The organism is Jiella mangrovi (genome assembly GCF_017815135.1).
Lineage (GTDB): Bacteria > Pseudomonadota > Alphaproteobacteria > Rhizobiales > Rhizobiaceae > Jiella > Jiella mangrovi.
The window spans coordinates 14,636-41,581 of sequence record NZ_JAGJCF010000006.1 but is presented as its reverse complement, the minus strand read 5'-3'; the positions used below and the strand labels follow the sequence as shown (position 1 = coordinate 41,581).

22 protein-coding genes are annotated in these 26,946 nt (G+C 65.7%); 21 read left to right on the top strand and 1 reads right to left on the bottom strand.

Going from position 1 to position 26,946, the window contains the following annotated elements; genetic code table 11:
* The 5 genes from J6595_RS10760 (at position 1) to iolB (ending at position 6,983) form a co-directional block, all read left to right on the top strand.
* Positions 1–813, top strand: a complete 813-nt coding sequence (locus tag J6595_RS10760) for an ATP-binding cassette domain-containing protein (protein WP_209594562.1) — start codon at positions 1–3, stop codon at positions 811–813.
* The gene (locus tag J6595_RS10755) at positions 813–2,738 is read left to right on the top strand and encodes a bifunctional 5-dehydro-2-deoxygluconokinase/5-dehydro-2-deoxyphosphogluconate aldolase (protein WP_209594561.1); all 1,926 of its coding nucleotides are present in this window, start codon (positions 813–815) and stop codon (positions 2,736–2,738) included. Before J6595_RS10760 ends, J6595_RS10755 begins: the two co-directional genes overlap by 1 nt.
* On the top strand, positions 2,735–4,561 hold the full coding sequence (iolD, locus tag J6595_RS10750) for a 3D-(3,5/4)-trihydroxycyclohexane-1,2-dione acylhydrolase (decyclizing) (RefSeq protein WP_209594560.1): 1,827 nt from the start codon (positions 2,735–2,737) through the stop codon (positions 4,559–4,561). Before J6595_RS10755 ends, iolD begins: the two co-directional genes overlap by 4 nt.
* 594 nt (positions 4,562–5,155) lie before the next feature.
* Positions 5,156–6,064 carry a myo-inosose-2 dehydratase gene (gene iolE, locus J6595_RS10745; RefSeq protein WP_209594559.1) on the top strand — a complete coding sequence of 303 codons (909 nt, stop codon included), beginning with the start codon at positions 5,156–5,158 and terminating at the stop codon, positions 6,062–6,064.
* Between the two features lie 94 nt (positions 6,065–6,158).
* Positions 6,159–6,983 (top strand): 5-deoxy-glucuronate isomerase, encoded by an 825-nt coding sequence (iolB, locus tag J6595_RS10740; protein WP_209594558.1) that lies wholly within the window; start codon positions 6,159–6,161, stop codon positions 6,981–6,983.
* A gap of 194 nt (positions 6,984–7,177) precedes the next feature.
* Here the strand turns inward: iolB and J6595_RS10735 are convergent, their stop codons facing one another.
* Positions 7,178–8,752, bottom strand: a complete 1,575-nt coding sequence (locus J6595_RS10735) for a Do family serine endopeptidase (protein WP_209594557.1) — start codon at positions 8,750–8,752, stop codon at positions 7,178–7,180.
* 496 nt (positions 8,753–9,248) lie between these two features.
* Here J6595_RS10735 and J6595_RS10730 point away from each other — a divergent pair, with 496 nt between their 5' ends.
* The 16 genes from J6595_RS10730 to J6595_RS10655 all read left to right on the top strand — a co-directional run bounded on the left by J6595_RS10730 (position 9,249) and on the right by J6595_RS10655 (position 26,912).
* A complete protein-coding gene (locus J6595_RS10730) occupies positions 9,249–10,460 on the top strand; it encodes an ABC transporter substrate-binding protein (protein ID WP_209594556.1) in 1,212 nt (403 codons plus the stop codon).
* Positions 10,461–10,507: 47 nt separating this feature from the next.
* Entirely contained in the window at positions 10,508–12,406 is a 1,899-nt protein-coding gene (locus tag J6595_RS10725; RefSeq protein WP_209594555.1) for an ABC transporter permease, read from the top strand.
* Positions 12,403–13,194 (top strand): ABC transporter ATP-binding protein, encoded by a 792-nt coding sequence (locus J6595_RS10720; protein ID WP_209594554.1) that lies wholly within the window; start codon positions 12,403–12,405, stop codon positions 13,192–13,194. The genes J6595_RS10725 and J6595_RS10720 overlap by 4 nt, the downstream gene beginning before the upstream one ends.
* Positions 13,195–13,202: 8 nt before the next feature.
* On the top strand, positions 13,203–13,907 hold the full coding sequence (locus J6595_RS10715; protein ID WP_209594751.1) for an ABC transporter ATP-binding protein: 705 nt from the start codon (positions 13,203–13,205) through the stop codon (positions 13,905–13,907).
* Positions 13,908–14,128: 221 nt separating this feature from the next.
* Complete coding sequence (locus tag J6595_RS10710; RefSeq protein WP_209594553.1) at positions 14,129–14,905, top strand: SDR family NAD(P)-dependent oxidoreductase; 777 nt, start codon at positions 14,129–14,131, stop codon at positions 14,903–14,905.
* Between the two features lie 605 nt (positions 14,906–15,510).
* On the top strand, positions 15,511–15,798 hold the full coding sequence (locus J6595_RS10705; RefSeq protein ID WP_209594552.1) for an STAS domain-containing protein: 288 nt from the start codon (positions 15,511–15,513) through the stop codon (positions 15,796–15,798).
* Between the two features lie 175 nt (positions 15,799–15,973).
* The gene (locus tag J6595_RS10700; RefSeq protein ID WP_209594551.1) at positions 15,974–16,342 is read left to right on the top strand and encodes a response regulator; all 369 of its coding nucleotides are present in this window, start codon (positions 15,974–15,976) and stop codon (positions 16,340–16,342) included.
* Entirely contained in the window at positions 16,339–18,405 is a 2,067-nt protein-coding gene (locus tag J6595_RS10695; RefSeq protein ID WP_209594550.1) for a chemotaxis protein CheA, read from the top strand. Before J6595_RS10700 ends, J6595_RS10695 begins: the two co-directional genes overlap by 4 nt.
* Entirely contained in the window at positions 18,402–18,881 is a 480-nt protein-coding gene (locus tag J6595_RS10690) for a chemotaxis protein CheW (protein ID WP_245198114.1), read from the top strand. The genes J6595_RS10695 and J6595_RS10690 overlap by 4 nt, the downstream gene beginning before the upstream one ends.
* A 29-nt stretch (positions 18,882–18,910) precedes the next feature.
* The gene (locus J6595_RS10685; protein ID WP_245198106.1) at positions 18,911–20,632 is read left to right on the top strand and encodes a methyl-accepting chemotaxis protein; all 1,722 of its coding nucleotides are present in this window, start codon (positions 18,911–18,913) and stop codon (positions 20,630–20,632) included.
* 181 nt (positions 20,633–20,813) lie between these two features.
* Positions 20,814–21,278: a chemotaxis protein CheW gene (locus tag J6595_RS10680; protein WP_209594549.1), complete on the top strand. Its 465-nt coding sequence runs from the start codon at positions 20,814–20,816 to the stop codon at positions 21,276–21,278.
* Between the two features lie 139 nt (positions 21,279–21,417).
* Entirely contained in the window at positions 21,418–22,305 is an 888-nt protein-coding gene (locus J6595_RS10675) for a CheR family methyltransferase (protein WP_209594548.1), read from the top strand.
* A 72-nt stretch (positions 22,306–22,377) separates the two neighbouring features.
* The gene (locus tag J6595_RS10670) at positions 22,378–23,523 is read left to right on the top strand and encodes a protein-glutamate methylesterase/protein-glutamine glutaminase (RefSeq protein ID WP_209594547.1); all 1,146 of its coding nucleotides are present in this window, start codon (positions 22,378–22,380) and stop codon (positions 23,521–23,523) included.
* A complete protein-coding gene (locus J6595_RS10665) occupies positions 23,520–25,268 on the top strand; it encodes a CoA transferase family protein (RefSeq protein ID WP_209594546.1) in 1,749 nt (582 codons plus the stop codon). The genes J6595_RS10670 and J6595_RS10665 overlap by 4 nt, the downstream gene beginning before the upstream one ends.
* Before the next feature lie 199 nt (positions 25,269–25,467).
* The gene (locus J6595_RS10660) at positions 25,468–25,659 is read left to right on the top strand and encodes a hypothetical protein (RefSeq protein WP_209594545.1); all 192 of its coding nucleotides are present in this window, start codon (positions 25,468–25,470) and stop codon (positions 25,657–25,659) included.
* A 29-nt stretch (positions 25,660–25,688) separates the two neighbouring features.
* Entirely contained in the window at positions 25,689–26,912 is a 1,224-nt protein-coding gene (locus J6595_RS10655; protein WP_209594544.1) for an acyl-CoA dehydrogenase family protein, read from the top strand.
* The last annotated feature ends 34 nt before the right edge of the window (positions 26,913–26,946 follow it).

Genomic DNA, 26,946 nt, shown 5'->3' with positions numbered 1-26,946 from the left:
ATGGCCGACAAGACCCCCGCCACCAACGGCCGCGAGGCGACCCCGATCGTCCATATGGACAAAATCGAGAAGCACTTCGGCAACATCATCGCCCTTGCCGGCGTCAGCTTCGACGTCGTCGCCGGAGAGTGCCATTGCCTCCTCGGCGACAACGGCGCCGGCAAGTCGACCTTCATCAAGACCATGTCCGGCGTTCACAAGCCGACCAAGGGCGAGATCCTCTTCGAAGGCAAGCCGATGGTCTTCGACAGCCCGCGCGACGCGATGGATGCCGGCATCGCGACGGTGTTCCAGGATCTGGCGATGATCCCGCTGATGTCGGTGACCCGCAATTTCTTCATGGGCCGCGAGCCGACCAAGGGGCGGTGGCCGCTGAAGCGGATGGACATGCAGAAGGCCAATGACGAGACCATGCGGGCGATGCGCGAACTCGGCATCAATCTGCGCGGCCCCGACCAGGCCGTCGGCACGCTGTCGGGCGGCGAGCGCCAGACGGTCGCCATCGCCAGGGCCGTCTATTTCGGCGCGAAGGTGCTGATCCTCGACGAGCCGACCTCGGCGCTCGGCGTACGCCAGACCTCGAACGTGCTGGCCACCATCGACCGGGTGCGCAAGCAGGGCGTCGCCGTCGTCTTCATCACCCACAACGTCCGCCACGCGCTCGCCGTCGGCGACCGCTTCACCGTGCTCAACCGCGGCAAGACGCTCGGCACCGCAAAACGCGGCGACATCACCGGCAACGAGCTGCAGGACATGATGGCCGGCGGCCAGGAGATGGCCGAGCTCGAAGGCTCGCTCGGCGGAACGGTATGATGGCGAAGGATCTCGATCTCATCACCATCGGCCGCTCCTCCGTCGATCTTTACGGCGGGCAGGTCGGCGGGCGGCTGGAGGATATGCGCTCCTTCGATAAATATGTCGGCGGCTCGCCCACCAACATGGCGACGGGCACGGCGCGGCTGGGCCTCAAATCGGCGCTGATCACCCGCGTCGGCGACGAGCATATGGGCCGCTTCCTGATCGAGGAGCTCGAACGCGAGGGCGTCGACACCACCGGCGTCGTCACCGATCCCGAGCGGCTCACCGCCCTCGTCATCCTCGGCATCCGCGACGACACCCAGTTCCCGCTGATCTTCTACCGCGAGAACTGCGCCGACATGGCGCTGTGCGAAGCCGACATCGACGAAGGCTTCATCGCCAGGGCCCGGGCGGTCGTTGCCACCGGCACCCATCTCAGCCATCCGCAGACCGAGGCGGCGGTGCTGAAGGCCATGCGCCTCGCCCGCGAGCACGGCGCGCGAACCGCCCTCGACATCGACTACCGGCCCAACCTCTGGGGCCTTGCCGGCCACGGCGCCGGCGAGGAGCGCTTCATCGCTTCCGAGGCGGTGACGACCAAGCTGCAGGCGACGCTGCATTTCTTCGACCTCATCGTCGGCACCGAGGAAGAGTTTCACATCGCCGGCGGCACGACCGATACGATCGCCGCGCTGAAGGCGGTCCGCGCCGTCTCCGCCGCAACCCTCGTCTGCAAGCGCGGGGCGGCGGGCGCCGTCGCCTTCACCGGCGACATTCCGGAAAGCCTCGACGATGGCGAAGCCGGGCCCGGCTTTCCCATCGAGGTGTTCAACGTTCTGGGCGCCGGTGACGGGTTCATGTCGGGGCTTTTGAAGGGCTGGCTCGACGGCGAGGCCTGGCCACGGTCCCTCGAATACGCCAATGCCTGCGGCGCCTTCGCCGTCTCGCGCCATGGCTGCACACCGGCCTATCCCTCCCTCGCCGAGCTGGAATTCTTCCTGAAGCGCGGCGTGGAGGATAAGGCGCTGAGGAAGGACGCCGAGCTCGAACAGATCCACTGGTCGACCAACCGCAAGGGCGACTGGTCCACCATGCGGGTCTTCGCCTTCGACCATCGGATGCAATTGGAGGACCTGCCTGGCGCCACTCCCGACAGGATCGGCGCCTTCAAGCAGCTCTGTCTCGATGCCGCGCTTCAGGTTCAGGCCGGCCGCCCAGGCTACGGCCTTCTGTGCGATGGCCGGCTCGGCCGCCAGGCGCTTTACCGCGCGGCGGGCCGTGGCCTCTGGATCGGCCGGCCCGTCGAATGGCCGGGCTCGCGCCCGCTGATGTTCGAGCCGGAGATCGGCCTCGACTGCGGTGGGCTGGCCGAATGGCCGGCCGAGCATGTGGTCAAATGCCTCTGCTTCTGCCATCCGGACGACGATCAGGAGATGTGGGCCGAGCAGGAGGCGAGCGTCGCGAGGCTCTTCGAGGCCTGCCGCCGCAACCGGCTGGAATTCCTGCTGGAGGTGATCCCCTCCAAGGCCGGCCCCGTCGACGACGACACCACGGCGGAGGTGATCCGCCGCTTCTACGACCTCGGCATCTATCCCGACTGGTGGAAGCTCGAACCGATGGCGAGCGAAGCGGCGTGGGAAAACGCCTGTGCCGCCATCGCCGAGAACGACCCCCATGTGCGCGGCATCGTCATGCTGGGGCTCGATGCGCCCGAAGAGGCACTGAAGGCGAGCTTTTCCGCCGCCGCGCGTTTCGATCTGGTGAAGGGTTTTGCCGTCGGCCGGACGATCTTCGGCGAGGCCGCCAGGGCCTATCTCGCCGGGGCGCTGTCGCCGGAAGATGCAATAGCGACGATGGCGGAAAAATACGGCCGCCTCTGCGCCCTCTGGGACGAGGCGCGGGCGGCAGCAACGACATCCAGCGGGGAGACGACCCGATGACGACGATCCGGCTGACCGCCGCCCAGGCGATGGTGAAATATCTCTCCGTCCAGATGACCGAGGCGGGCGAGCCCTTCCTCGCCGGGGTCTGGGCGATCTTCGGCCATGGCAACGTCGCCGGCATCGGCGAGGCGCTCCACGCCGAGCGGGAGATGATCACGACCTATCGGGGCCACAACGAGCAGACGATGTGCCATGCCGCCATCGCCTATGCCAAACAGTCCGGCCGCCGGCGGGCGATGGCCGTCACCTCCTCGATCGGCCCCGGCGCCACCAACATGGTGACGGCCGCCGCGCTCGCCCATGTCAACCGCCTGCCGCTGCTGCTCATCCCCGGCGACGTCTTCGCCAATCGCGGCCCCGATCCGGTCCTCCAGCAGGTCGAGGATTTCGGCGACGGCACGATCTCCGTCAACGACTGCTTCCGGCCGGTGACCCGCTATTTCGACAGGATCACGCGGCCCGAACAACTGCTGACCGCCCTTCCCCGCGCCTTCCGTACAATGACCGATCCGGCCGAGTGCGGCCCGGTGTGCCTTGCCTTCTGCCAGGACGTCCAGGCCGAGGCCTATGATTTCCCGGCGAGCTTCTTCGAGCCGAAGGTCTGGCGCATCCGCCGGCCCTATCCCGACCCGGTGGAGCTCGCCGCCGTCTTCAATCTCCTGAAGGCGGCCGCAAAGCCGGTGATCGTCGCCGGTGGCGGCGTGCATTATTCCGGCGCGACGGATGCGCTGAAGGCGTTTGCGGAAAAGCACCGGATCCCGGTCGTCGAGAGCCAGGCCGGCAAGTCGGCCCTTGCCTGGGACGAGCCGATGAATCTCGGCCCCGTCGGCGTCACCGGCTCGTCTTCGGCGAACGTCGCCTGCGCGGAGGCCGATCTCGTCCTCGGCGTCGGCACGCGCTTTCAGGACTTCACGACGGGTTCGTGGAACCTCTTCCGCAATCCGGAGCGCAGGCTCGTCTCGCTCAATGTCGCCGCCTATGACGCGATGAAGCACGGCGCCGAGCCGCTGTGCTGCGATGCTGAGGTCGGCCTGGAAATGCTGTCGGAGGCGCTCGGCGACCTCCGCTTCTCAGGCCCGAACTCGGCGCTCAAGCAAGAATGGTTCGCCGCCGTCGATCCGCTGACCGCCGCCCCGCAAGGCAACGAACTGCCGACCGACGCCCAGGTCATCGGCGCCGTCCAACGGGCGAGCGGCGATGACACCGTCGTCATGTGCGCGGCCGGCACCATGCCGGGCGAGCTCCACAAGCTGTGGAAGGCGCCGCGGCCCGGCGCCTATCACATGGAATACGGCTTTTCCTGCATGGGCTACGAGATCGCCGGCGCCATCGGCATCAAGATGGCCGAGCCCGAGCGCGACGTCGTCTGCATGCTCGGCGACGGCTCCTACATGATGGCGAATTCCGAACTCGCCACGGCGGTCATGCTCGGCCTGAAGATCACCCTCGTGATCACCGACAATCGCGGCTTCGGTTGCATCAACCGGCTGCAGATGGCGACCGGCGGGGCGGAGTTCAACAATCTCCTCGACCATGCCGAGCACGCGCAGCCCTCCAACATCGACTTCGCCGCCCACGCCGCCTCGATGGGCGCGGCGGCCGTCCACGTCGCCTCGATCGCCGAGCTGGAAGCCGCGCTCGAGCGCGCGAAAGAGGCGGCGGGGCCGTTCGTCGTCGTCATCGACACCGATCCCTATCCCTCGACCGAGCCGGGTGGGCATTGGTGGGATGTCGCGGTGCCGGAGGTGTCGACACGCGAGGAGGTTCTTGAGGCGCGCAAGGCCTATGAGGGGGAGGTGAAGATGCGGGCGGGCGGGTAAGGGGCAGTCCGTTGACGAAACGCCGTCCATTGCCGCGCCCGGCGCGCCCCCCTCTGCCCTGCCGGACTCCGGGGCGAGCCGCCGGTCTCGCCCGTCCTTCGGACCCCCCACAAGGGGGGAGATCGGCAGCTTCCGGCCTTGGCGCGCTTCTTTCCCGCGAGTTCCGAACACATCTCGCCAGCGTCTCTACCCCTCCGATCTTCATCCGAATATCGGGTCAGGAGTGGCCGCAAACATTGCGGCTTCGTCATTCTCGGGCCCCGTCCCGAGAATCCAGGAGTGCGCCACAAACGCCTGAACATGGAACGAAAAATGCCCTGCCGCCAACGTTGCTCTGGATTCTCGGGACGGGGCCCGAGAATGACGGCGCGTTGGTGTTCGCTCCTCCTTTGCAACGCCGCAAGAGGCGCGGACGACCCCAACCATCGATCTCTCCCCTTGTGGAGGGGGCGAAGGACGGGCGAGACCGGCGGCTCGCCCCGGAGTCCGGCAGGCAGAGGGGGGTGCGGCGCGGCCGATCGTTCGAAGCACAATCCCGCAACCGCATCCTGAACCTTAAGAAAACCAGATCGCCCCTCCAACAGGACCCCACAAATGATCCGCTTCGGCACCAACCCCATCGCCTGGTCGAACGATGACGACCAAACCCTCGGGGCCGACATCCCTCTCGAAACCTGTCTCTCGGAGGCCGCCGCAATCGGCTTTGCCGGCATCGAGAACGGCCACAAGATGCCCTGGGATCCGGCCGAGCTGAAAGCCACGCTGGAGCCGCATGGCCTCGCTTTCGTCTCCGCCTGGTATTCCATGAATCTCCTCACCCAGTCGGCCGAGGCGGAGATCGCGCTGATCCAGCCGCATCTCGACCGGCTGAAGGCGATGGGCTGCACGGTCTGCATCGCCTGCGAGACGTCCAACGCCATCCACGGCAACGATGCCGCCAGCCTTGCCGCCTCGCCGGTGCTGCCGAAGGAGCGCTGGGCGGAGTTCGGCGAGAAGGTCGAGCAGGTGGCGGAGCACTGCGCGGCCGAGGGCGTGCCGCTGGTCTATCACCATCACATGGGAACGGTGGTCGAGACGCCGGCCGAGCTCGACCTGTTCATGGCCCATACCGGCCCGGCGACGCGGCTGCTCTTCGATGCCGGGCACTTCTATTTCGGCGGCAACGGCGTCGATCCGGCGCCCTATCTCGCCAAGCATATCGGCCGCGTTTCGCATTTCCATGCGAAGAACGTGAGGCCCGAGGTGATGGCCGAGGTCCGCCGTGACGGGCTGTCCTTTCTGGAGGGTGTCAGGCGCGGCGTCTTCACCGTGCCGGGCGACGCGGAGGGCGGCGTCGATTTCGCGCCCTGCCTGAAGCTGCTCGCCGACAACGGCTATGCCGGCTGGATCGTCATCGAGGCCGAGCAGGACCCCGCGGTTCGCGAGCCGGTCGAGTATCAGTCGCTGGGGCTGAAGACCCTCAAGGCGCTGGCAAAAGAGGCAGGGCTCTCCGAAGCGTCGTGAGCGGGCGCCCTCTCCCGTGAGAGATCGGGCGGCAGGGCGAAGCGCCGTGCCACTCGGATTGGGAAGACGATGAATGACGAAAAGGAGCGCTGAGATGAGCGATCTGTTGCGCAAACCCGCCGGCACCACCGGCAAGGTCCACGCCATCACCCCCGAAAGCGCCAGGAGCGGGCTCGCACCGGACTGGGCCTATGTCGGCTTTTCGCTCTATCGTCTCGCGCCCGGCGAAAGCGCCGGCGAGGCGACGGGGAGCCGCGAGGCGATCCTCGTCCTCGTCGAAGGAAAGGCGAAGCTCTCGGCGAATGGCGAAGACTTCGGCGAGATGGGCGATCGCATGGACGTCTTCGACAAGACCCCGCCCCATTGCCTCTACGTGCCGAACGGGGGCGAATGGTCGGCGACGGCCACCACGGCCTGCACCCTCGCCGTCTGCACCGCACCCGGCTCCGGCGACCATGAGGCGAAACGCATCGGCCCCGAAGGCATTTCGCTCGCGAACCGCGGCAAGGGCACCAACCTTCGCCACATCAACGCCATCGCCATGGAGGAGCGCGACGTCGCGGACTCGCTGCTGGTGACGGAGGTCTTCACCCCCGCCGGCCACTGGTCGTCCTATCCGCCGCATCGCCACGACGAGGACGCCTTTCCGGACATGACGTATCTGGAAGAGACCTATTACCACCGGCTGAACCCGGCGCAGGGCTATGGCCATCAGCGGGTGTTCACCGAGGACGGCACGCTCGACGAGACGATGAGCGTCTCCAACCACGACGTGGTGCTGGTGCCGAAAGGCCATCACCCCTGCGCGGCGCCATACGGCTACGAGATGTATTATCTCAACGTCATGGCCGGCCCTTTGCGCAAATGGCGCTTCAAGAACCATCCCGACCACGACTGGATCGCCAAGCGCGACGCCTGAGCCGCTGGGCGGCCCGGATCATCGCGCCCGCACCATCGCACCGACGGCGATCGCCGATCCCGGTCAAGACCGCCATCCTCGCGCATGATCGCCGCATCGGCCACAGCTTCGCCCGTCGAAACGGGCGCCTGCGGCCAAGGGCCGTGTGGAACGCCGGCTTCCGCAAGCGTTCCACCCGCCCTCGTTCCGGCTCATCAGCCATTTTTTGTCGGCAGGGCGACGAACTGCGTCTGGTCACCCCTTTCGACGAGCAGGAGCACCTGCTTGCGCCCGTCGTCGCGGGCCTTGCGCACGGCCTTCTCAACGTCGCTGGCATGCTTCACCGGCACCTGGTTGACCGAGACGATCAAGTCGCCGGGCTCGATGTCGTCGTCGGCCGCCGCGCTGTCCTGATCGACCTTCTCGACGACGACGCCCGAGTCGTCGTCGGACAGGCCGAACTCGCTGCGCGTCTGGTCGTCGAGGGCACCGAGATGCATTCCTAGCACCGACCGACCGCCGGAATAGCCGCTCTGGCCGCTATCGCCGGCATCGTTCGAGGCCACCTCGTCGGCATCCTTCATGTTGCCGATGGTGATCGGCAGCGTCTTCTCGTCACCCTGGCGCAGGACCTTCACCTCAGTCTTGGTGTCGGGCGTCAGATCGGCGACGTCGCGCGACAGCGCCCGTGCATCGGCGACGGACTTGCCATCGATGGATTCGATGATGTCGCCGGGCTTGATGCCGGCCTCGGAGGCGGGCGACCCGTCGCTCACGCTGGCGACCAGCGCGCCCTGCTTGTTGTCGAGGCCGAGGGCGTTCTTGATGTCGTCGGTCACCGGCTGGATTTCGACCCCGAGGAAGCCGTGCTGGATCGAACCGTGCTCGATCAGCTTCTGGACGATGCCCTTGGCTTCGTCGGAGGGAATGGCGAAGCCGACGCCGACATTGCCGCCGTTCGGCGAATAGATCGCCGAATCGATACCGACCACCTGGCCGTTCATGGCGACCAGCGGGCCGCCGGAATTGCCGGTGTTGATCGCCGCGTCGACCTGGATGAAGTCGTCATAGGGCCCCCCGTTCAGATCCCGCCCGCGCGCCGAGACGATACCCGACGTCACGGTGGTGCCGATGCCGAAGGGATTGCCGATCGCCAGCACGTGGTCGCCGAGTTTCAGATCGTCGGAATTGCCCCAGCTGATGACCGGCAGATCATGGCCGGCATCGACCTTGACCACCGCGAGATCGGATTTCGGATCGCGGCCGATCACCTTGCCGGGGAGTTCGGTTCCGTCGTCGAGAATGACCTTCAGATCCGTGCCGCCGTCGACGACGTGATTGTTGGTGACGATCGTGCCGTTCTTGTTGATGATGAAGCCGGAGCCGAGCGCCGTCATCTCGTGGTGCGGCGCCTCCTGAAACGGGCTCTGTCCGGGACCGAACGGCATGCCCTGGCCGTTGTCGCCGAAGAAGCGGCGCATGAATTCGTCGAACGGCATCTGCCGCGGATCCCGCCGGCCGCCTTCCCGCTCCGCCGCGGGCGAGGAATCCTTGTCCATATGCGAGATGATCGTCACCACCGCCGGTTTGTCGGCAGAAACGATCGGGGCGTAGGAATCGGCATGCATGTCGGTCGTCACCTTGGCGTCGACCGGGGTCTGCGAGCCAGACGACGCCGTCTCGCCGGCGGAGCTTGCCAGAACGGGATAGGCCGCGAGCGGAACGGCGATGATGGCGGCGCCGAGACAGGCGGCCGCGCGGTGGTTCCTGAAGATGGATCGATGGGTCATGGCTTTTGCCTCGATGGGAGGTTGACGTCACCGTGGCGTGCCGAGCCCGGGACATGGATCCCCGGCATCGGTCGTCTATTCGGCCTTGTGTATCGAATGCCTCGAGCCGAAGCATCGCGGGCTCAAGCTCGAGCCCGATACAGGCGAAAATGGCTCCCCGACGCCAAGGTTGCTCTGTTACCAAGATTTAAACGGCGCGAATTTTCGAGAAAGTCGGCGTTCGTGGCGGCGCATTCGGCCGCGGATCGCGGCGTCGGCTGGGGTGCGTGGACGATCTTGTCAGGCAAGCGCGCTGTTGCCGCCAGACCCGAAGATCGGCGCTCCCTGCGATGCCGCCGTCGATCGGCCGTGATGTGATGAAAGATTAGGCGCCGCTTCGAATTGGCTTGACGGAGAGCATCAAGATTGTTTGTATACGAACATCAACGGCGCCGGGCGTAAGATCCGCCAATTCCGAAAATCGCGGCGTCCGCAACAACTGGATGAGAGGCTGGAAATGACGAAGACACTGTTTCGAACGGTCTGCTTTGCCGCGCTGCTCGGCGCCGGCCTGATGGCCTCGGCCTCTGCCGGTCGGGCTGCCGACATCAAGGTCGGCGAGATCAACAGCTATTCCGCCCTGCCCGCCTTCACCGAGCCCTATCGCAAGGGCTGGCAGCTCGCCGTCGAGGAAGTCAACGCCAATGGCGGCATCAATGGCGACAAGCTCGTCGTCATCTCCAAGGACGACGGCGGCAAGCCCGGGGCGGCGATCACCGCCGCCAACGAGCTGGTCTCGCGCGACGGCGTCGCGCTGATCACCGGCGGCTTCCTGTCCAATGTCGGCCTGGCCATCGCCGACTTCGCCAAGCAGAAGCGGGTGGTCTTTGTCGCCGGCGAGCCTCTGACCGACGCGATGATCTGGTCGAAGGGCAACGACTATACGTTCCGCCTCCGCCCCTCGAACTACATGCAGGCGGCCATGCTCGCCGAAGAGGCGGCGAAGCTGCCGGCCAAGCGCTGGGCCACCGTCGCGCCGAACTACGAATACGGCCAGTCGGCCGTCGCGGTGTTCAAGGAACTTCTCAAGAAGGCGAGGCCCGACGTCGAATTCGTCGCCGAGCAGTGGCCGCCGCTCGGCAAGATCGACGGCGGCGCGGTCGCCCAGGCGCTGGCCGCGGCCAATCCCGAGGCGATCCTCAATGTCGAGTTCGGCGCCGATCTCGTCCAGTTCGTTCGCGAAGGTACGACCCGCGGCCTGTTCAAGGACCGCTCGGTCGTCAGCTTCCTCACCGGCGAGCCGGAATATCTCGAGCCTTTGAAAGGCGAGGCGCCGGAAGGCTGGATCGTCACCGGCTACCCCTGGTATTCGATCGACACGCCGGAGCACAACGCCTTCAAGAAGGCCTATGAAGACAAGTATGGCGAGCACCCCTATCTTGGCTCCGTCGCCGGCTATATCGAGCTGAAGACCGTCGCCGAGATCCTCAGGAAGGCGAAGTCGACCGAGGCCGAAGACCTCATCGCCGCCGCCAAGGGCCTGAAGGTCGATACGCCCTTCGGCGAGATCACCATCCGGGCCATCGACCATCAGTCGACGTTCGGCAGCTTCGTCGGCAAGACCGCCGTCAAGGACGGCAAGGGCGTGATGGTCGACTTCACCTACAAGGACGGCGCCGACTACCTGCCCTCCGACGAGGAAGTGAAGAAGCTCAGGCCCCAGGGCTGAGCACGTCCGCCTGCGTTCAATAGGATCGGATCAGGAACCGAATAAAAATGTCCCTCTATGTCGTGCAGTTCCTGACCGGACTTGCCAATGCGGCGTCGCTGTTCCTGGCGGCCTGCGGCCTGTCGGTGATCTTCGGGGTCACGCGCATCGTCAACTTCGCCCATGGCGCCTTCTACATGCTGGGCGCCTATGTGGCCTTTTCGCTGACGCTGCGGCTCGAAGGCGTCGTCGGCTTCTGGGCCGGCATCTTCCTCGCGGCGATCATCGTCGCCGCGATCGGCGCGCTTCTGGAGATGCTGCTGCTGCGACGCATCTACCAGGCGCCCGAGCTTTTCCAACTGCTGGCGACCTTCGGCGTGACGCTGATGGTCCAGGACATCGTCCACATGATCTGGGGGGCGCAGGATCTCGTCGGCCCGCGCGCGCCCGGGCTGCAAGGCGCGGTCCAGGTCATGGGCCTGCCGGTGCCGACCTATGACATCTTGCTGATCATCCTCGGGCCGCTCGTCCTCGGCGCGCTGTGGCTGCTCATGCATCGCACCCGCTGGGGCGTTCTCGTGCGCGCCGCGACGGAAGATCGCGACATGGTCGCCGCCCTCGGCGTGAACCAGAAATGGCTCTTCACGGGCGTCTTCACCCTCGGCATCTTTCTCGCCGCCTTCGGCGGAGCGCTGCAGATCCCCCGCACGGCCGTCAACCATCTGATGGACCTTTCCATCATCGCGGAAGTCTTCGTCGTCGTCGTCATCGGCGGCCTCGGCTCGATCACCGGCGCCTTCCTCGCCGCCGTCCTCATCGCCGAGCTCAACGCCTTCGGCATCCTCGTCCTGCCGGGCATTTCCCTCGTCCTGATGTTCCTGGTCATGGCCGTCGTCCTGGTGCTGCGGCCCTGGGGCTTTCTCGGCAAGCCGGTCTCGACGGACGCCAAGACCATCGGCGAAACGACCCGGCCCTGGCACCCCTGGTCGCCGACAATGGCGGTTCTCGTCGCAGCGTCGGTTCTCCTCGCGGCGGCCCTGCCGGCCGTGCTCGGGCCCTATGGCCTCAGCATCGGGGCGCAGATCCTCATCGCCGTGATCTTCGCCATGAGCCTGCAATTCCAGATGTCGACGGGCGGCCTCGATTCCTTCGGCCACGCCGCCTATTTCGGCCTCGGCGCCTATGGTGCGGCGTTCGCCATCCAGTGGTTCCAGCTGCCGATGGAACTCGCCCTGATCGTCGGGCCCCTGGCCGGCCTCGTCGGCGCCCTCGTCTTCGGCTGGTTCTGCGTCCGGCTGTCGGGCGTCTATTTCGCCATGCTGACGCTGGCCTTTGCCCAGATCACCTGGTCGATCGCCTTCCAGTGGGTCGAGGTCACCGGCGGCGACAACGGCATTCTCGGCGTCTGGCCGTCCGAATGGGCCTCCTCGCCGGCCGCCTTCTACTGGCTGACGCTCGCCGCCGCCGTCCTGACCGTCCTCATCCTGCGCCACCTCGTCTTCTCGCCCTTCGGCTACCGGCTGCGCGGGGTGCGCGATTCGAGCGTGCGGGCGGAATCGATCGGCATTTCGCGCCAGCGCACGCAATATGTCGCCTTCGCGATTTCCGGCACCGCGGCCGGTCTCGCCGGTGCGCTCTTCGCCTTCCTGAAGGGCAGCATCTTCCCCGACGCCCTGGCGATCCCGACCTCGATCGACGCCCTCGTCATGGTGCTTCTCGGCGGTGTCGCCACGGTGTCCGGCTCGGTCGTCGGCGCGATCGTCTACACCATGGCAACGATCTGGCTGATGAGCGAAACCGATCTTTCGCGTCTCGTCCTCGGCGGCTTCATCGTCTTCCTCGTGGTCGCCTTCCCGCAGGGCATCGTCGGCTCGCTGTCGTCTTTCACCAGCGGCTCGCTCGAGCGCTGGCGCGGCAGACGCGAGGCGTCCCGGCCCGTTGCCCTTTCGGCGGAGGCATCGCGATGAGCAACGCACCCCTCCTCGAAGTCGAGAACCTTTCGAAGTCCTATGGCGGCGTCCAGGCCGTCTCGGGCGTGACGTTCAGCCTGATGCCCGGCGAAATGCTGGCGCTGATCGGCCCGAACGGGGCCGGCAAGAGCACCTGCTTCAACATGGTCGGCGGCCAGATCCCGTCGAATGAGGGACGTGTGCGCATCTTCGGCCGCGACGTCGCCGGCCTGTCGCCGCGCCAGATCTGGCGGCTCGGCGTCGGCCGGACGTTCCAGGTCGCGCAGGTGTTCAAGTCGATGACCGTGCGGGAAAACGTCGAGGCGGTCTTCGCCTCCCATCAAGCCGGCTGGGGCCTTCTCGCCCGCGCTGGCAAGGCCCACCGGGCCGAGGCCGAAGCGGTGCTCGACCTCATCGGCATGGCCGATTTCGCCGACCGGCCCTGCGCCGACATGGCCTATGGCGACGTCAAGCGGCTGGAACTCGCCATGGCGCTCGCCAATGATCCCAAGCTTCTCTTGATGGACGAGCCGGCCGCCGGCATGGCGCCTATGGAGCGGATCGAACTGATGGCGCTGACGGCCCGGATCGCCAAGGAGCGCCAGATCGGCGTCCTCTTCACCGAACACGACATGGACGTCGTCTTCGCCCATGCCGACAGGATCATGGTCCTCAATCGCGGCCAGCTGATCGCCGAGGGCGAGCCCGAGGCCGTGCGCAACGACCCGCAGGTGCGGGCCGTCTATCTCGGCGAGGGCCTCGTCTACGATCAGGCGGCCGCCGCCGGAAAGGCAAGCGTGCGATGAGTGCTGCAATCAAGCTCGACGTCGGCAAGCTGAACAGCTTCTACAGCCCGGCGCAGATCCTCTTCGACGTCGGCTTCACCGTCGGCAGCGGCGAGGTCGTGGCGCTTCTCGGCCGCAACGGCGCCGGCAAGTCTACCACCTTCAAGTCGCTTGTGGGGCTCGTCGGCCGGCGCGAGGGCGAAATCCGCTTCGAGGGCGAGGAGATTTCCCGCCTGCCGACCTACGAGATCGCAAGGCGCGGCCTCGGCTACGTGCCGGAGGACCGGCGGGTGTTCGGCGAACTGACCGTCGAGGAAAACCTCGAGGTCGGCCGGCAGCCGCCCCGCGACGGCGTCACCACCTGGACGCCGGAAAGGCTCTACGAGCTCTTCCCGAACCTTGCCGAAATGCGCAAGCGCCCCGGCGGCCAGATGAGCGGCGGCGAGCAGCAGATGCTGACCATCTCCCGCACGCTGATGGGTAATCCCTCACTCGTCCTTCTCGACGAGCCCTCGGAAGGTCTCGCCCCGAAGATCATCGAGCAGATGGCCGATGCTATCCTGAAGATGAAAAAGGAAGGCCTCGGCATTCTCCTGTCCGAGCAGAACCTGCATTTCGCCCGGCTGATCTCGGACAGGGCCTATATTCTGGAAAAGGGCCGCATCCGCTTTTCCGGAACGATCGCCGAGCTCGAGGCGAACGAGGCGGTGCGCAACCAGTATCTGGCGGTCTGACCGCGCGAGGGGACGCACCGGCAGCGCGGCCCCGCCTGCCTGCGAGACGGCGACGCTTTTCCGACGATTTCCGCGTCCGCGCGTTGCTTTCCACGTCGATGCCGCACCTGCGCGCCGTGGCGCCGCGCTGAAACCGCCAGATTCGCCAGCTCCGTCCCCTTGGCGTGCCGATCCGTCGCTCCAATGCTACAGATGGGCCACTCAGGGAGGAGAAGACTGCCATGGACAACGTTCAAGCCAGATTCGCGGAGGCCTTCGCGCTTTCCGGCCGCCGGGCGCTGATCACCGGCGCATCCAGCGGCCTCGGGCGGCATTTCGCCCACGTGCTCGCCGGCGCCGGCGCCGAGGTGACGCTCGCGGCAAGGCGGGCGAACGCGCTCGAAGCGGCCTGCGCCGAGATCGATAAGGCCGGCGGCGAGGCCCAGGCCGCTCCCCTCGACGTGACCGACGAAGCTTCGGTCGTCGCGCTCTTTGCCGAGCGCGGACCCTTCGACATCGTCATCAACAATGCCGGCATCAGCGCCCCGTCGAAGGCCCTCGACATGTCGGTAGGCGACTTTGACAAGGTAACCGACGTCAATCTGCGCGGGGTGTTCCTCGTCGCGCGGGAGGCCGCGCGCTCGCTCGTCGCGGCGAACAAGGGCGGCTCGATCGTCAACATCGCCTCGATCCTCGGCCTGCGCGTCGCCGGGGCTCTCGCCTCATACACCGCCTCGAAGGCGGCCGTCCTGCAGCTGACACGCTCGCTGGCGCTCGAATGGGCGCGCCACCAGATCCGCGTCAACGCGATCTGCCCGGGCTATATCGAGACGGAGATCAATGAGGGCTTCTTCGAATCGCCGGCCGGCGCCGAAATGCTCAAACGCATTCCCCAGCGCCGGATCGGCGACAAATCGCATCTCGACGGGGCCCTTCTGCTTCTGGCGAGCGACGCCGGCACCTACATGACCGGCTCGCACATCGTCGTCGATGGCGGTCACTCGATCTCGACACTGTAGCAGACCGTTGCGTCGGATCAGACCGGCCGCACGAAACACAGTCCCACACCCCGCATCACTCATCCCGCTTTGCGAAAATTGCATCGCCGCGGTCGCCGAGCAGACCGCCCGCATCGGGAACCGGCGACGCCACGACAATACGGGGGCGACCGCACGCATCACGCGGCGACCGGCCGCCTGCGCCGCAGGGGATGCAATGGCCGGAACCGCCTGACGGACCGGCGTTACCGGCTTTGCCAATCATGGCGCAAAGACCGGCCGTGCACTGGCATTCACACGGCAAACCATCCGATTGGCAGGCGGCGACGGTACTGCGACCATCAGCCCGTCCTCGAAGGTAAGCTTCAGCTTTCCTGTTGGGCCAGCGCTCCGATCAATCGCGTCAGTTCACAGGAACAGATCGAGATGGGACCGACGCGCGCCCCTCGGGCGTGGACTATCTTGGCACGACATTCGCGGCAGCCGCCACAAAATCGACAAAAGCGTTGACGCCGACCGCCTTATTAAGCCTCACTTAACAAGTCAGGCCTTAGAGTTTTGGGCAAATAACACAGACCAAAACAACGAACGTTGGTCACGATCCGGCTGGGTATGTAGGTGTCAAAATGTCGAGTGTAGAATTTCCTGAAAATTTTACTATTAGAACCATCCAGGAATTTACGTCGATTCTTCAGAACGAACTGAATAATGGCGTATCTACGTTGGATTTTCGCAACGTGAAGGCCATCGATGTTGCGGGCCTGCAGATTATACTGGCCGCCAGGAAGAGCGTTCTGGCCTCGGGCAGGGCCGTTAATATCCTGGCGGATGACGACGGCGTTCTCCTGTCGGCTGCACAGAGGGCAGGACTGGCAGCGGACTTCCGAGAGATGCGGGCAAGTCCCGGGAGCTGATCGCGCTCGACGACGCAGAGCATCCCGAAGATACGGCCTGGACACGGCAGAGCCCGCCATCCCGTCCAGCATGCAATCGCCTTTGCATTGCGGGCTCGGGCTGTCGCGCCAGGACGGCGAGCCAAGCCCTCGCGCCCTTCCCCCTCCCCTAGCGTCAAATGATGGACATTTCCTGATGAGCAAGACAATCCTCACCGTCGACGACTCGGCCTCCGTCCGACAGATGGTCGGCATGACACTGAAGCAGGCAGGCTACAGCGTGGTCGAAGCCTCCGATGGTCGCGAAGCCTTGGAGAAGGCGGCGGCGAACCATGTCGATGCAGTGATCACCGATCTCAACATGCCGGGAATGGACGGGTTGTCGTTCATCCGCGAATATCGCACGAAGCCCTCCAGCAACGGTGTGCCGATCGTCTTTCTGACGACGGAATCCGACGACGGGCTGAAGGCCCAGGCCAAGGCGGCCGGCGCGACCGGCTGGATGATCAAACCCTTCAAGCCCGATCAGCTGCTCGCCATCGTGCGCAAGGTTGCGGGCGCATGAGCAACATCGACCCCACAGAAGTCTTCCGGCAGGAAGCCGCCGATCTCATCGAGACCCTGGAACAGGCGCTTCTCGATCTGGAAACTCGGCCCGACGATCGCGAACTCGTCGGCCTCGCCTTCCGCGCGCTCCACACTCTCAAGGGCTCCGGGGCGATGTTCGGCTTCACCGCCGTCTCGGAGTTCATCCACGAATTCGAAACCGCCTTCGACCGGGTCCGCAAGGGCGAGGCTGCGGTCGACGGCCGTCTCATCGCCGCCGCTCTCGACGCGCGCGATCACGTTTCCCGGCTGATAGACGATCCGGATTACGACCCGGAACGCGGCCAGGCGATCCTCGGCGCCCTGAAGATCGCGGTGAGCGGCGAGGCGAAAGCGTCTCAGGTCAGCGAGCCGCTCGGCACGTCTTCGCAACCGGCACCGGCGACGTCCGAAGCGGCGGCCGGATGGCGCATCCGCTTCAAGCTCGCCACCGATGCCCTGACGCTCGGATCAAATCCCCTCCTGCTTCTCGACGAGATGCGCGGGCTCGGCCCGTGCGAGATCGTCGCCGACGCCAGCGCCGTTCCCCCACTCGAGGAGATCGAACCTCAGCACTCCTATCTCGCGTGGGACGTCACACTGAAGGGGCCGGTCGAGCGTGAGGCGGTGGACGACGTCTTCCTCTTCGTTCGCGATGACATGGAGCTGACGATCGAGCCGCTTGCCGGCGATGATGACGTGGGACCCGCTCCCGTCGCGGCAGTCCAGGCGCCGCTCCCGGCCCCCCCGAAGGCCGAGACGACTTCGACGGCGGAACAACAGGAGACAGGGCCGGTCGCCGCCGAGCCAAGAGCCGCAGCGGCACAGCCCGCGGCGACGACGAAGGCCGAGCGCAACGCCACCTTGCGCGTGCCGGCCGAGCGGCTCGACGAATTGATGGACCGGGTCGGCGAGCTCGTCATCGCCCAGGCCCGTCTCTCGCAGCTTGCCGAAACGATCCACGATCCTTCGCTCGTCAATGTCGCCGAGGAAATCGAGCGGCTGACCTCCAGCCTGCGCGATACCACGATGGGGACCAGAATGGTGCCCTTCGGTTCCCTCTTCGGTCGCTTCCGCAGGCTTGTCCGCGATCTCTCCGAGGATCTCGGCAAACCGATCGATTTCGTGACCGAGGGCGAGGATACCGAACTCGACAAGACGGTGATCGAACAGCTCGCCGATCCGCTCGTCCACATCATCCGCAATTCGATCGACCATGGTCTGGAACGGCCGGACACGCGCGCCGAACTCGGCAAGAACCCGGCGGGAACCCTGCGTCTGTCCGCCAAGCATCGCGGCGCGGAAGTCGCCATCGCCATTCGCGACGACGGGGCCGGTCTCAATGCGGAGCGCATCCGCCGGCGGGCGGAAGAGGCGGGACTGATCTCTGCCGGCCAGAGCGTAGCCGACGGTGAGCTCTACCGGATGATCTTCCAGCCGGGCTTCTCGACCGCCACGCAGGTGACGGCGCTGTCCGGGCGCGGCGTCGGAATGGACGTCGTCAAGCGGACCATCGACGGACTGCGCGGATCGATCGACATCGACACCGTGTCCGGTCAGGGCACGACCGTCACGCTTCGTCTTCCGCTGACGCTCGCGATCATCGACGGACTGCTCGTGAGGGTCGGGGCGGACCGCTATACGATCCCGCTCGCAGCGGTCGAGGAATGCGTCGAACTTCCCGAAGGCATCGATGCCGAGGCGCGCGGTCGCAGCTTCATCAATCTGCGGGGCGAGCTGGTTCCCTTCCTGAAGCTCAGATCTTTGTTCGGCGCGGAGAACGAACCGGACCGCTTCCAGAAGGTCGTCGTCGTCTCGTCCGAGAACACGCGGGTCGGCCTGGTGGTCGATCAGATCATCGGCAACAACCAGACGGTGATCAAGCAGCTCTCGAGCCTTCACTCGGGCCTGAAGACGTTCTCCGGCGCGACTATCCTCGGCGACGGCACCGTCGCCCTCATCCTCGACGTCATGCACCTCGTCGGCTTCGGCCAGAAGATCGAGGAGCGGCGGCGCGCCGAAACGCTGGAGAAGGCCGCATGACCCAAGCCCAGGAGACAAACGCAATGCATGCCCTCACCATCCGGCTCCAGGACGAGATGTTCGCGCTCGAAGCGACGAATGTCCGCGAGATCCTGGACCCGGTTCCGATCACACGGGTGCCCAATGCCGGGGCGTTCGTCGGCGGGCTGATCAACGTGCGCGGCAATGTCGTCCCGCTTGCCGATCTGAGAGTGAGCTTCGGCATGGACCGGCCGCCGGCCGACACCGATACGCGGATCGTCGTGATGGAGATCGAGCTCGACGGCGAGCCGATGGTCGCCGGCATCCTCGCCGACAAGGTCTACGACGTCGCCGACATCGAAGCGGCCTCGATCGAAGAGGCGCCGAAGGTCGGCATGCGCTGGCCGGCCGAATACGTACGCGGCATCGGCCGCCGCGACGACGACTTCGTCATCATCCCCGACATGCAGCAAATCTTCGGCGCACGGGCGAACCCCGCCGCCAACAGCAACTAAGTCGCCAACAGCAACTAAAAGGACAAACCATGAGACTCTCGCTCAAGGCGAAATTCGCCCTTTCCTTCGGCATCCTGCTTGCCCTCATAGCCGGTCTCGGCGCGGTGGCGATCATGCAGATGGGCCAGATCAACGACCAGTCGACGGAGATCGCCGACAACTGGCTGCCGAGCGTCAACGTGGTCAACCGCATGAACACGCTCAGCGGCGACTACCGCATCGCGGAGTACCAGCACATCCTTTCAGAGACCCCTGCCCAGATGCGGGAAGTGGAAGCGAGGATCGCCGACCGAGCCGCCGAGATGGAGAAGGCCCGCGCAAAATACGAGCCGATGATCAGCTCGGATGCGGAGCGCGCGCTCTATCAGAACTTCGAGAACAAATACGCGGAATATCTCAAGGCGAGCGAAGCGATGATCGAGAATTCCCGTCGCAACGAGAACGAGATTGCCGAGCAGAAACTGGCGGCGTCGGGCGGGCTTTACGATGAGTTCTCGGGTTATCTCCAGGATCTCGTCAACATGAACTATGCCTCTGGTCAGGACGCCAGCCTTCGGGGCGACGTGATCTATTCCGAATCCCAGATGATCACCTTCACCGTCATCGGTATTGCGTTCCTGATCGGTATCGTGACCGCGATCTTCCTGACCCGTAACGTTCTGCGTGCTCTCGGCGGCGAGCCGGACTATGCCCGCGAAGTCATCCGCGAGATCTCACAGGGCAACCTCACCGTCGCCGTCAACACCCGCAAGGGCGACAATGAGAGCCTTCTCGCAGCGGCCCGCGACATGGTGTCCAAGCTGCAGGCCATCATCACCGATGTTACCGGCTCGGCCCGCAACGTCTCGTCCGGAAGTCAGGAAATGTCCTCGGCCGCCGAGCAGCTGAGCCAGGGCGCGACCGAGCAGGCCTCGTCGACCGAGGAAGCTTCTTCCTCGATGGAAGAGATGGCCTCCAACATCAAGCAGAACGCCGACAATGCTTCGCAGACCGAGGCAATCGCCCGCCAGTCCGCGAAGGACGCGGAAGCCAGCGGCGAGGCCGTCGGAAATGCCGTCAAGGCCATGGAGACCATCGCCGAGAAGATCCTAATCGTCCAGGAAATCGCTCGCCAGACCGATCTCCTCGCCCTCAACGCGGCCGTCGAGGCCGCCCGTGCCGGCGAACATGGTCGCGGTTTCGCGGTGGTCGCTTCGGAAGTGCGCAAGCTCGCCGAGCGCAGCCAGGCGGCGGCCCAGCAGATCTCCGGCCTTTCGGGCGACACGGTCAAGGCCGCCCAGCAGGCCGGCGACATGCTCACCCGTCTGGTTCCTGATATCCAGAAGACGGCGGAGCTCGTGTCGGAAATCACCAATGCGAGCCGTGAGCAGAACACCGGTGCTGCCCAGATCAACATGGCCATCCAGCAACTCGACAAGGTGACCCAGCAGAACACGTCGGCGGCGGAGCAGATGGCCTCCACCTCTGAAGAGCTGGCAAGCCAGGCCGACCGCCTGCAGCACTCGATCGCCTTCTTCAAGATCGACCAGCAGAGCGGATCGATGTCGGAACTCCCTCAGCCTGCGCGGAAGTCGAAAGGCTCCTCCGGTCTCGGCGTCTCGGAAATGCACGACGCGATCCGTGTCGCGGCCCCTTCGATGTCCGGCGCCCGCAACGCGGCCAAGGGCAGGAGCGGCGGCTTCGACCTCGACATGGAAGACGACAGCGACGATCTCGACCGCCGCTTCGTGCGCAACGGCCGGGCCGCCTGAGGCGACCGGCACGCCCTCCCGGTCCATGGTGGCCGGGAGGGCGCCGATCAGGGAAGATCTCGGGTGCCGAAGCGCACCTAAAGCCCCTCCCGTCCCATAGAATCCAAGGCAGGCCGCGCAGCGACGAAGCGATCCTGATCCGTCCCGCCGATCCCGCCATTTCAGCCGAAAGAGACGCCCCATGACCGAAGCAACGCAATATGTGACCCTGGGCGTCGCCGACTCCCTCTTCGCGGTTCCGGTATCGCGCGTTCAGGAGATTCTCGAGCCCCAGCCCATCGCCAGAATGCCGAGGGCGCCGGAAGACTTTCTCGGCATCATCGAAGTTCGCGGGCAGAGCGTTCCCGTGATCGACCTGAGGCTTCGCCTCGGCATGAGCCCGGCCGAGGATACCCACGACACCCGCGTCATCGTCCTCGACGTTCTGATGAGCGGAGCCATGCAGAAGCTGGCTCTTCGGGCAGACCGGGTTTTCGAGGTCGCGGAGCTCGACGGTCCGCTCGAACCGCCGGTGAAGATCGGCGGGCGATGGGGTGCCGAGTGTGTCGCCGGCGTCGGACGTCGCAACGGTGCCTTCGCGACGGTGTTCGATCTCGACCGGTTGTTCGTCTCCCAAGACGTCGCCGGCGTGACAGCGGCCGCCTGACCTTCGCTCATCCGCCTGAGGGCACGGCCAGGGCTTTCGAAGAAGCACCGGCCCGAGACCTGAACCGTTTCGCCTCTCAAATCTCCGCCATCGCAGCCGGCACCGACAACCCGACCTGCGAGACGCGTAAAGGACGACGATGCCCCCCGCTACCGCTCTTGCCGAGCCGCTTGGCTCCCGTTTCGCTCCGCCCGTCAGGGATGATCAAATCTCCAAGGCCGATTTCCAGCGTCTGACCGACCTCGTCACCCAGCAGACCGGCATAAGGCTGCCCCAGGCCAAGCGGGTGATGATCGAGGGACGTCTTCGCAAACGGATGCGCGCGCGAAAGCTCTCCACCCTGGGCGCCTACTGCCGGCACCTGTTCGACGAGGGAGGCCTGGAAGGCGAGTTGGTTCACCTCATCGACGTGATGACGACCAACAAGACCGACTTCTTCCGCGAACCGGAACATCTCGAGCTGATGGAGCGCCGGCTCGTTCCCGAGCTTCTGGCGCGCGGCGCGAACCGCCTTGTGAAGGTCTGGAGCGCGGCGAGCTCCAACGGTGCGGAAGCCTGGTCGATCGCCATGGTGCTGGAGGATCTCGCCCGCGAGCGCCAGGACTTCACCTATGCGGTGCTCGGCACGGATATCTCGACCGCCGTGCTCGAACAGGCGCGGCGCGCGGTCTATCCGATCGAGGCGATGGCTCCGGTCCCACTCGAAAAACGAACCCGCTACGTCATGGACGGGCGTGCCGAGGACATGCGGGCAGAGGTTCGCATCGTCCCGGAATTGCGCCGCAAGGCGCGTTTCGAGCGCATGAATCTCATGAGCGACCGGTACCCCTATGACAGGGACGTCGATATCATTTTCCTGCGCAACGTCCTCATCTACTTCGACAAGGCCGACCAGCACGCGGTCGTGACCCGTCTCGGCGGCCATCTCAGGCCGAACGGCTTCCTCATCGTGGGGCACTCCGAATCGATGGCCGTGCGCGGGAGCGAGTTTCGCCAAATCGGACCGACGATCTACCAGAAATCCTAAGCGCCCCTTCGTCACGATCGGCCGTGGTCGAACCTCACCGGCTGATTGGGACGCAAAATTCAGGAACGAGCGATGCAGAAGAACGCGGCCGATACGCACGGCGGGAAGATCAGGGTGCTGATCGTCGACGACTCCGCCTCGGTGCGCTCGACATTGACCGCCATCTTCTCCGACGATCCGGAAATAGAGGTCATAGGAACCGCTGCGGATCCCTATCTGGCGGCCGAGAAGATCCGCCAGCAGATCCCGGACGTGCTTGTGCTCGATATCGAGATGCCGCGCATGGACGGCCTCACCTTCCTGAAGAAGATCATGGCCCAGCGGCCGATTCCGGTGGTGATCTGTTCGAGCCTTGCCAGCGAGAATTCCGACGTGATGATGGAGGCACTCGCCGCCGGTGCCGTGGACGTCATCACCAAACCGCGCGTCGATACCAAGCAGTTCTTCACCGAATCGCGCATGCTGATCTGCGACGTCGCCAAGGCTGCGGCCCATGCGCGGGTGCGAAGCGGGGCGCGGCGCGAGCCGAAGCCGGCGGTCGAGGCCAAGCACCTTGCGGACGTCGTCATCCCGCCGATCTCCGAGACCCGCATCGCCTCGCTCAAGCGTTCGATCCCCGTGACCGAGCCGATCGTCGCCATCGGCGCATCGACCGGCGGCACCGAGGCGCTCGCGGCCGTGCTCACCCGGTTGCCGGCCACGGCACCCGGCATGCTGATCGTCCAGCACATGCCGGCAGGCTTCACGGCGGCCTTCGCCCGCCGGCTGAACGGAATGTGCGCCGTCGAGGTGCGAGAAGCCAGCGACGGCGACGTGGTCCTTCCCGGTCGGGTGCTGATCGCTCCCGGCAACCGGCACATGCTGCTGCGGCGCCAGTCCAGCCGCTACACGGTCACGGTGCAGGACGGCCCGTATGTCTGCCGCCACCGTCCCTCGGTCGATGTCATGTTCCGCTCGGTCGCCCAGACCGCCGGCGCGAACGCGATCGGTGTGATCTTGACCGGCATGGGCGACGACGGCGCCCGTGGTCTTCTGGAGATGCGGACCATGGGATCGCACACATTCGCCCAGGACGAAGAGACGAGCATCGTCTTCGGCATGCCGCGCGAGGCGATCCAGCTCGGCGCCGCCGAGAAGATCGTCCCCCTCAACAAGGTGGCGAGCGACGTTCTGCGCAGCGCCGCACTCGCAACCCAGACCGCCGGGATCGCCTCATGAGCGCCATCGCCGTACAGAAGCCCGACATCCTTTCCGATCGAAGCCTTCAACCCGTTCGACACGACGACCAGTCGCTGAAGGGCTCCCGCGCGCGCCTCGACGGGACGATCGAGGGAGTCGAGGCGATTTTTCTCGGCATCGGCGAGAGTCTGCTCGCCTGCCTCGGCCTTCTGGGGGACATGCGCAAGGCGTTCGAGGCTGTCACCGAAGCGCATGCCGGTCCGGAGGTCACATCGGCCGAGGCGGCGATCGACCGGCTCGTCGCCGAATGTCTGACGCTCTTGGAGGCGACGCGCCGGGAGCGTGCGCTGGTCGGCGACCTGATCCGGGTGGTGTCTTCCGCCGGGCATAAGATCGAGGACCTGCGCCAGACGGTCTCGATGATTTCGGCCATTGCGATGAACGCTCGCATGATCGCAGCAACCATTCGAAAGCACGGCGAGATGGAACTCGCCGTCTTTGCCGACGACATTCTCGACTCCGTGAAGCGAACCTCGGTCGTTGTGGACAATCTCACTGCCGGGCAGGTACGACTGCTAAAGCTGCTGACCGCCGCCTCCGCCCGCAGCGAGATCTTTGAACGCAACTTTCTGTCCGCGACCGAACGGCTGCAGGAAAGAATCGGCGCCGATCTCGCCGCTGCCGTGAACGACCGCCAGCGCGCCGCCGGGGCGAGCACGGCTGCGGAAGCGGCCTGCGCGTCGCTGTCGCACCAGGTGTCGGAGGTCGTCTCCTCGATGCAGGTCGGCGACTACACCCGCCAGCGGCTCGAACATGTCTCGTCGGCGCTAGCCAGCCTCGATCAGGCGCCGGAGGCAGAAAATCTGCTGCTCACGCTGCAATGCGCGCAGATGCAGGGCGCCCGGGCCAAGCTCGTCGAGGAGTCGGACTCGCTGAACGAGGCGATTCTCGTCCTGTCTGGCGACATCGACCGCACGTTCGGCACCTTGAAGACGCAGCTCGGCGGCAACAGGCGAGCGGGCGAGCCGGGCACTGCGCGCCTCGGTCTGGACATCGCGCAGGCCGCGAACGAACTCTCTCGCTCCCAATGCGAACAGGAGCACATCATGGCGCTCGCCAGGTCCATCGACGACGACGTCGCGGCCTTCGGCGCCTATGACGGCGAACTGCATCGTCTCGAATTCGAGATGAGGCTCGTCAGCCTCAACATGGCGATCGGATGTTCGCGCCTCGGCACGAAGGGTGTTGCGCTCGGCGTCGTCTCGCGCCAGATGCGGGAAGTCGTGGGCGGCATGGTGATCCAGGCCGAATCGGTCTCGGCGAGCCTGTCGAAACTTGGAACGCTTGCGGACGAGCTCGGGGCGGTCCGTCAGGGATCGGCTGACCGCGGCATCGGAGCTCTCGTCGAGGATGCCCAGCAGGCGCGTTCCATCCTATCGACGGCCGACGAGCGGATGGAAGCAGCCAGCTCGGTTCTCGATTCCGTTGGACGGCGGATCGTCGGCCTGACCGACGATGCCGGCGGCGCTCTTGGGAAACTCTCCGGTCTCGTCGAGGACCTCTCGGAGGTCGAGGCCAGTCTCGGCGAGAGGATGGAGAGTGCAGAAACCGGCGATCCGGCCCTCGCCTCCACCCATGCCGAAATGTTCGCGGCACTGCGACGGGCATATACGATGGAAGCCGAGCGCAGAATACATGACGAAGTGCTCGGAACGGCGTCCCCGGCGCCGGAAGAAGAGCCGGCGCAATCTGCGGATGACGATCTCGACGCCTTTCTCTTCTGAGCAGGCCGGCAGCGACACCAGAGGCCGGCGGGCCCCGCAAGAGCCATCGGCATCACGATTTTGCTGGTCGGTGCGGCGGTCGCTCGAGGCGGGTCTTGCAGGGCGGCCTGCCCGGAAACCGGCATCCGCGACGACGCTTCGTGGCGAAGAATCGTCAATCCAACCCTTCACGCAGCCTCCCGCGAGACTGTCCTGCAGGATGTCCGATGAGACCCGCGTCGTCTTTACAGCGCCGGGCGATAACTTCGCATCGTCCGGTGCTGTAGATTCTATCTGGCGCGCCGGCTTGTCGAAAAACCGGATTCCACTTTTTCGCCCGGCGCTCTCGTCGTGGTTCCTGCGGATCGTGCGTTCTGAAAATCGATTTTCGATTGTTGGGCCGATGCTGTAGATCCCTCGAAACGGAGTTGGGAGGCTTCCATGGATTTTCACATCGCGCCCCGGATCGAGGACTACCGGGCCCGCATCGCGCGCTTCGTCGATCGCGAGCTCCTGCCGCTCGAAGCCGACCCTTCGAGCTATGACGCGCACGAAAACATCGCGCTGCCGCTCCTCGCCGAGCTGCGCGAGAAAGCCAAAGCCGAAGGGCTGTGGTGCCTGCAGCTGCCAGAACATGCCGGCGGCGCGGGCCTTTCCACCGTCGGCATGGCCGTCACCTACGAGGCGATGAACCGCTCGATCTTCGGGCCGGTGGTGTTCAATTCGGCCGCGCCCGACGACGGCAACATGATGGTGCTCGAAAAGCTCGGCACCGAACGGCAGAAGGAGAAGTGGCTGAAGCCCATCGTCGAGGGCAAGGTACGCTCGGCCTTCGCCATGACCGAGCCGCATCCGGGCGGCGGCTCCGACCCCTCGATGATCCGGACGCGGGCGGAAAGGCGCGGCGACCGCTTCGTCATCACCGGGCGCAAATGGTTCATCACCGGCGCTGCCGAGGCGAGCCATTTCATCCTCCTCGCCCGCACCTCGGACGACCCGCGCTCGGGCCTCACCGCCTTCCTGTTCCACAAGGACCAGCCCGGCTGGCAGATCCTGAGGCGTATCCCGATCATGGGGCCGGAGGAGCATGGCGGCCATTGCGAGATCGCCTTCGAGGGGCTCGAGGTCGGCGAGGAGGACATCCTCCTCGACGTCGGCCGCGGCCTCAAGGTGACGCAGACCCGCCTCGGCCCGGCCCGCCTCACCCACTGCATGCGCTGGCTCGGCCTTGCCAAGCGCTCCATGGAAATCGCGACTGAATACGCCGCCGAGCGGGAGGGCTTCGGCGTCCGCCTCGCCGATCGCGAGAGCATCCAGATCATGCTCGGCGACATCGCCATGCGCATCGAGATCGGGCGCCTTCTGGTGGCGAAGGCGGCCTGGGCGATCGACCAGGGCAGCTTCGCCCGCACCGAGGTGTCGATGGCGAAGATCCACGTCGCCAACCTGCTTCACTCAGCCGTCGACACGGCGATCCAGATCAACGGGGCGAGAGGCTATTCCAAGGACACCGTGCTCGAATGGATCTACCGCTATGCCCGGCAGGCCCGCCTCGTCGACGGGGCAGACGAGGTCCACAAGATGGTGATCAGCCGCGCGCTCGCCGAGGAGGGCGCCGATCTCTGGCGCTGGCCGGTCGCGGAAGATGACGGCGGCGGCAGCTGAGAGCTGACGGCGCGAGGCCGGGAGAGGGCACGGG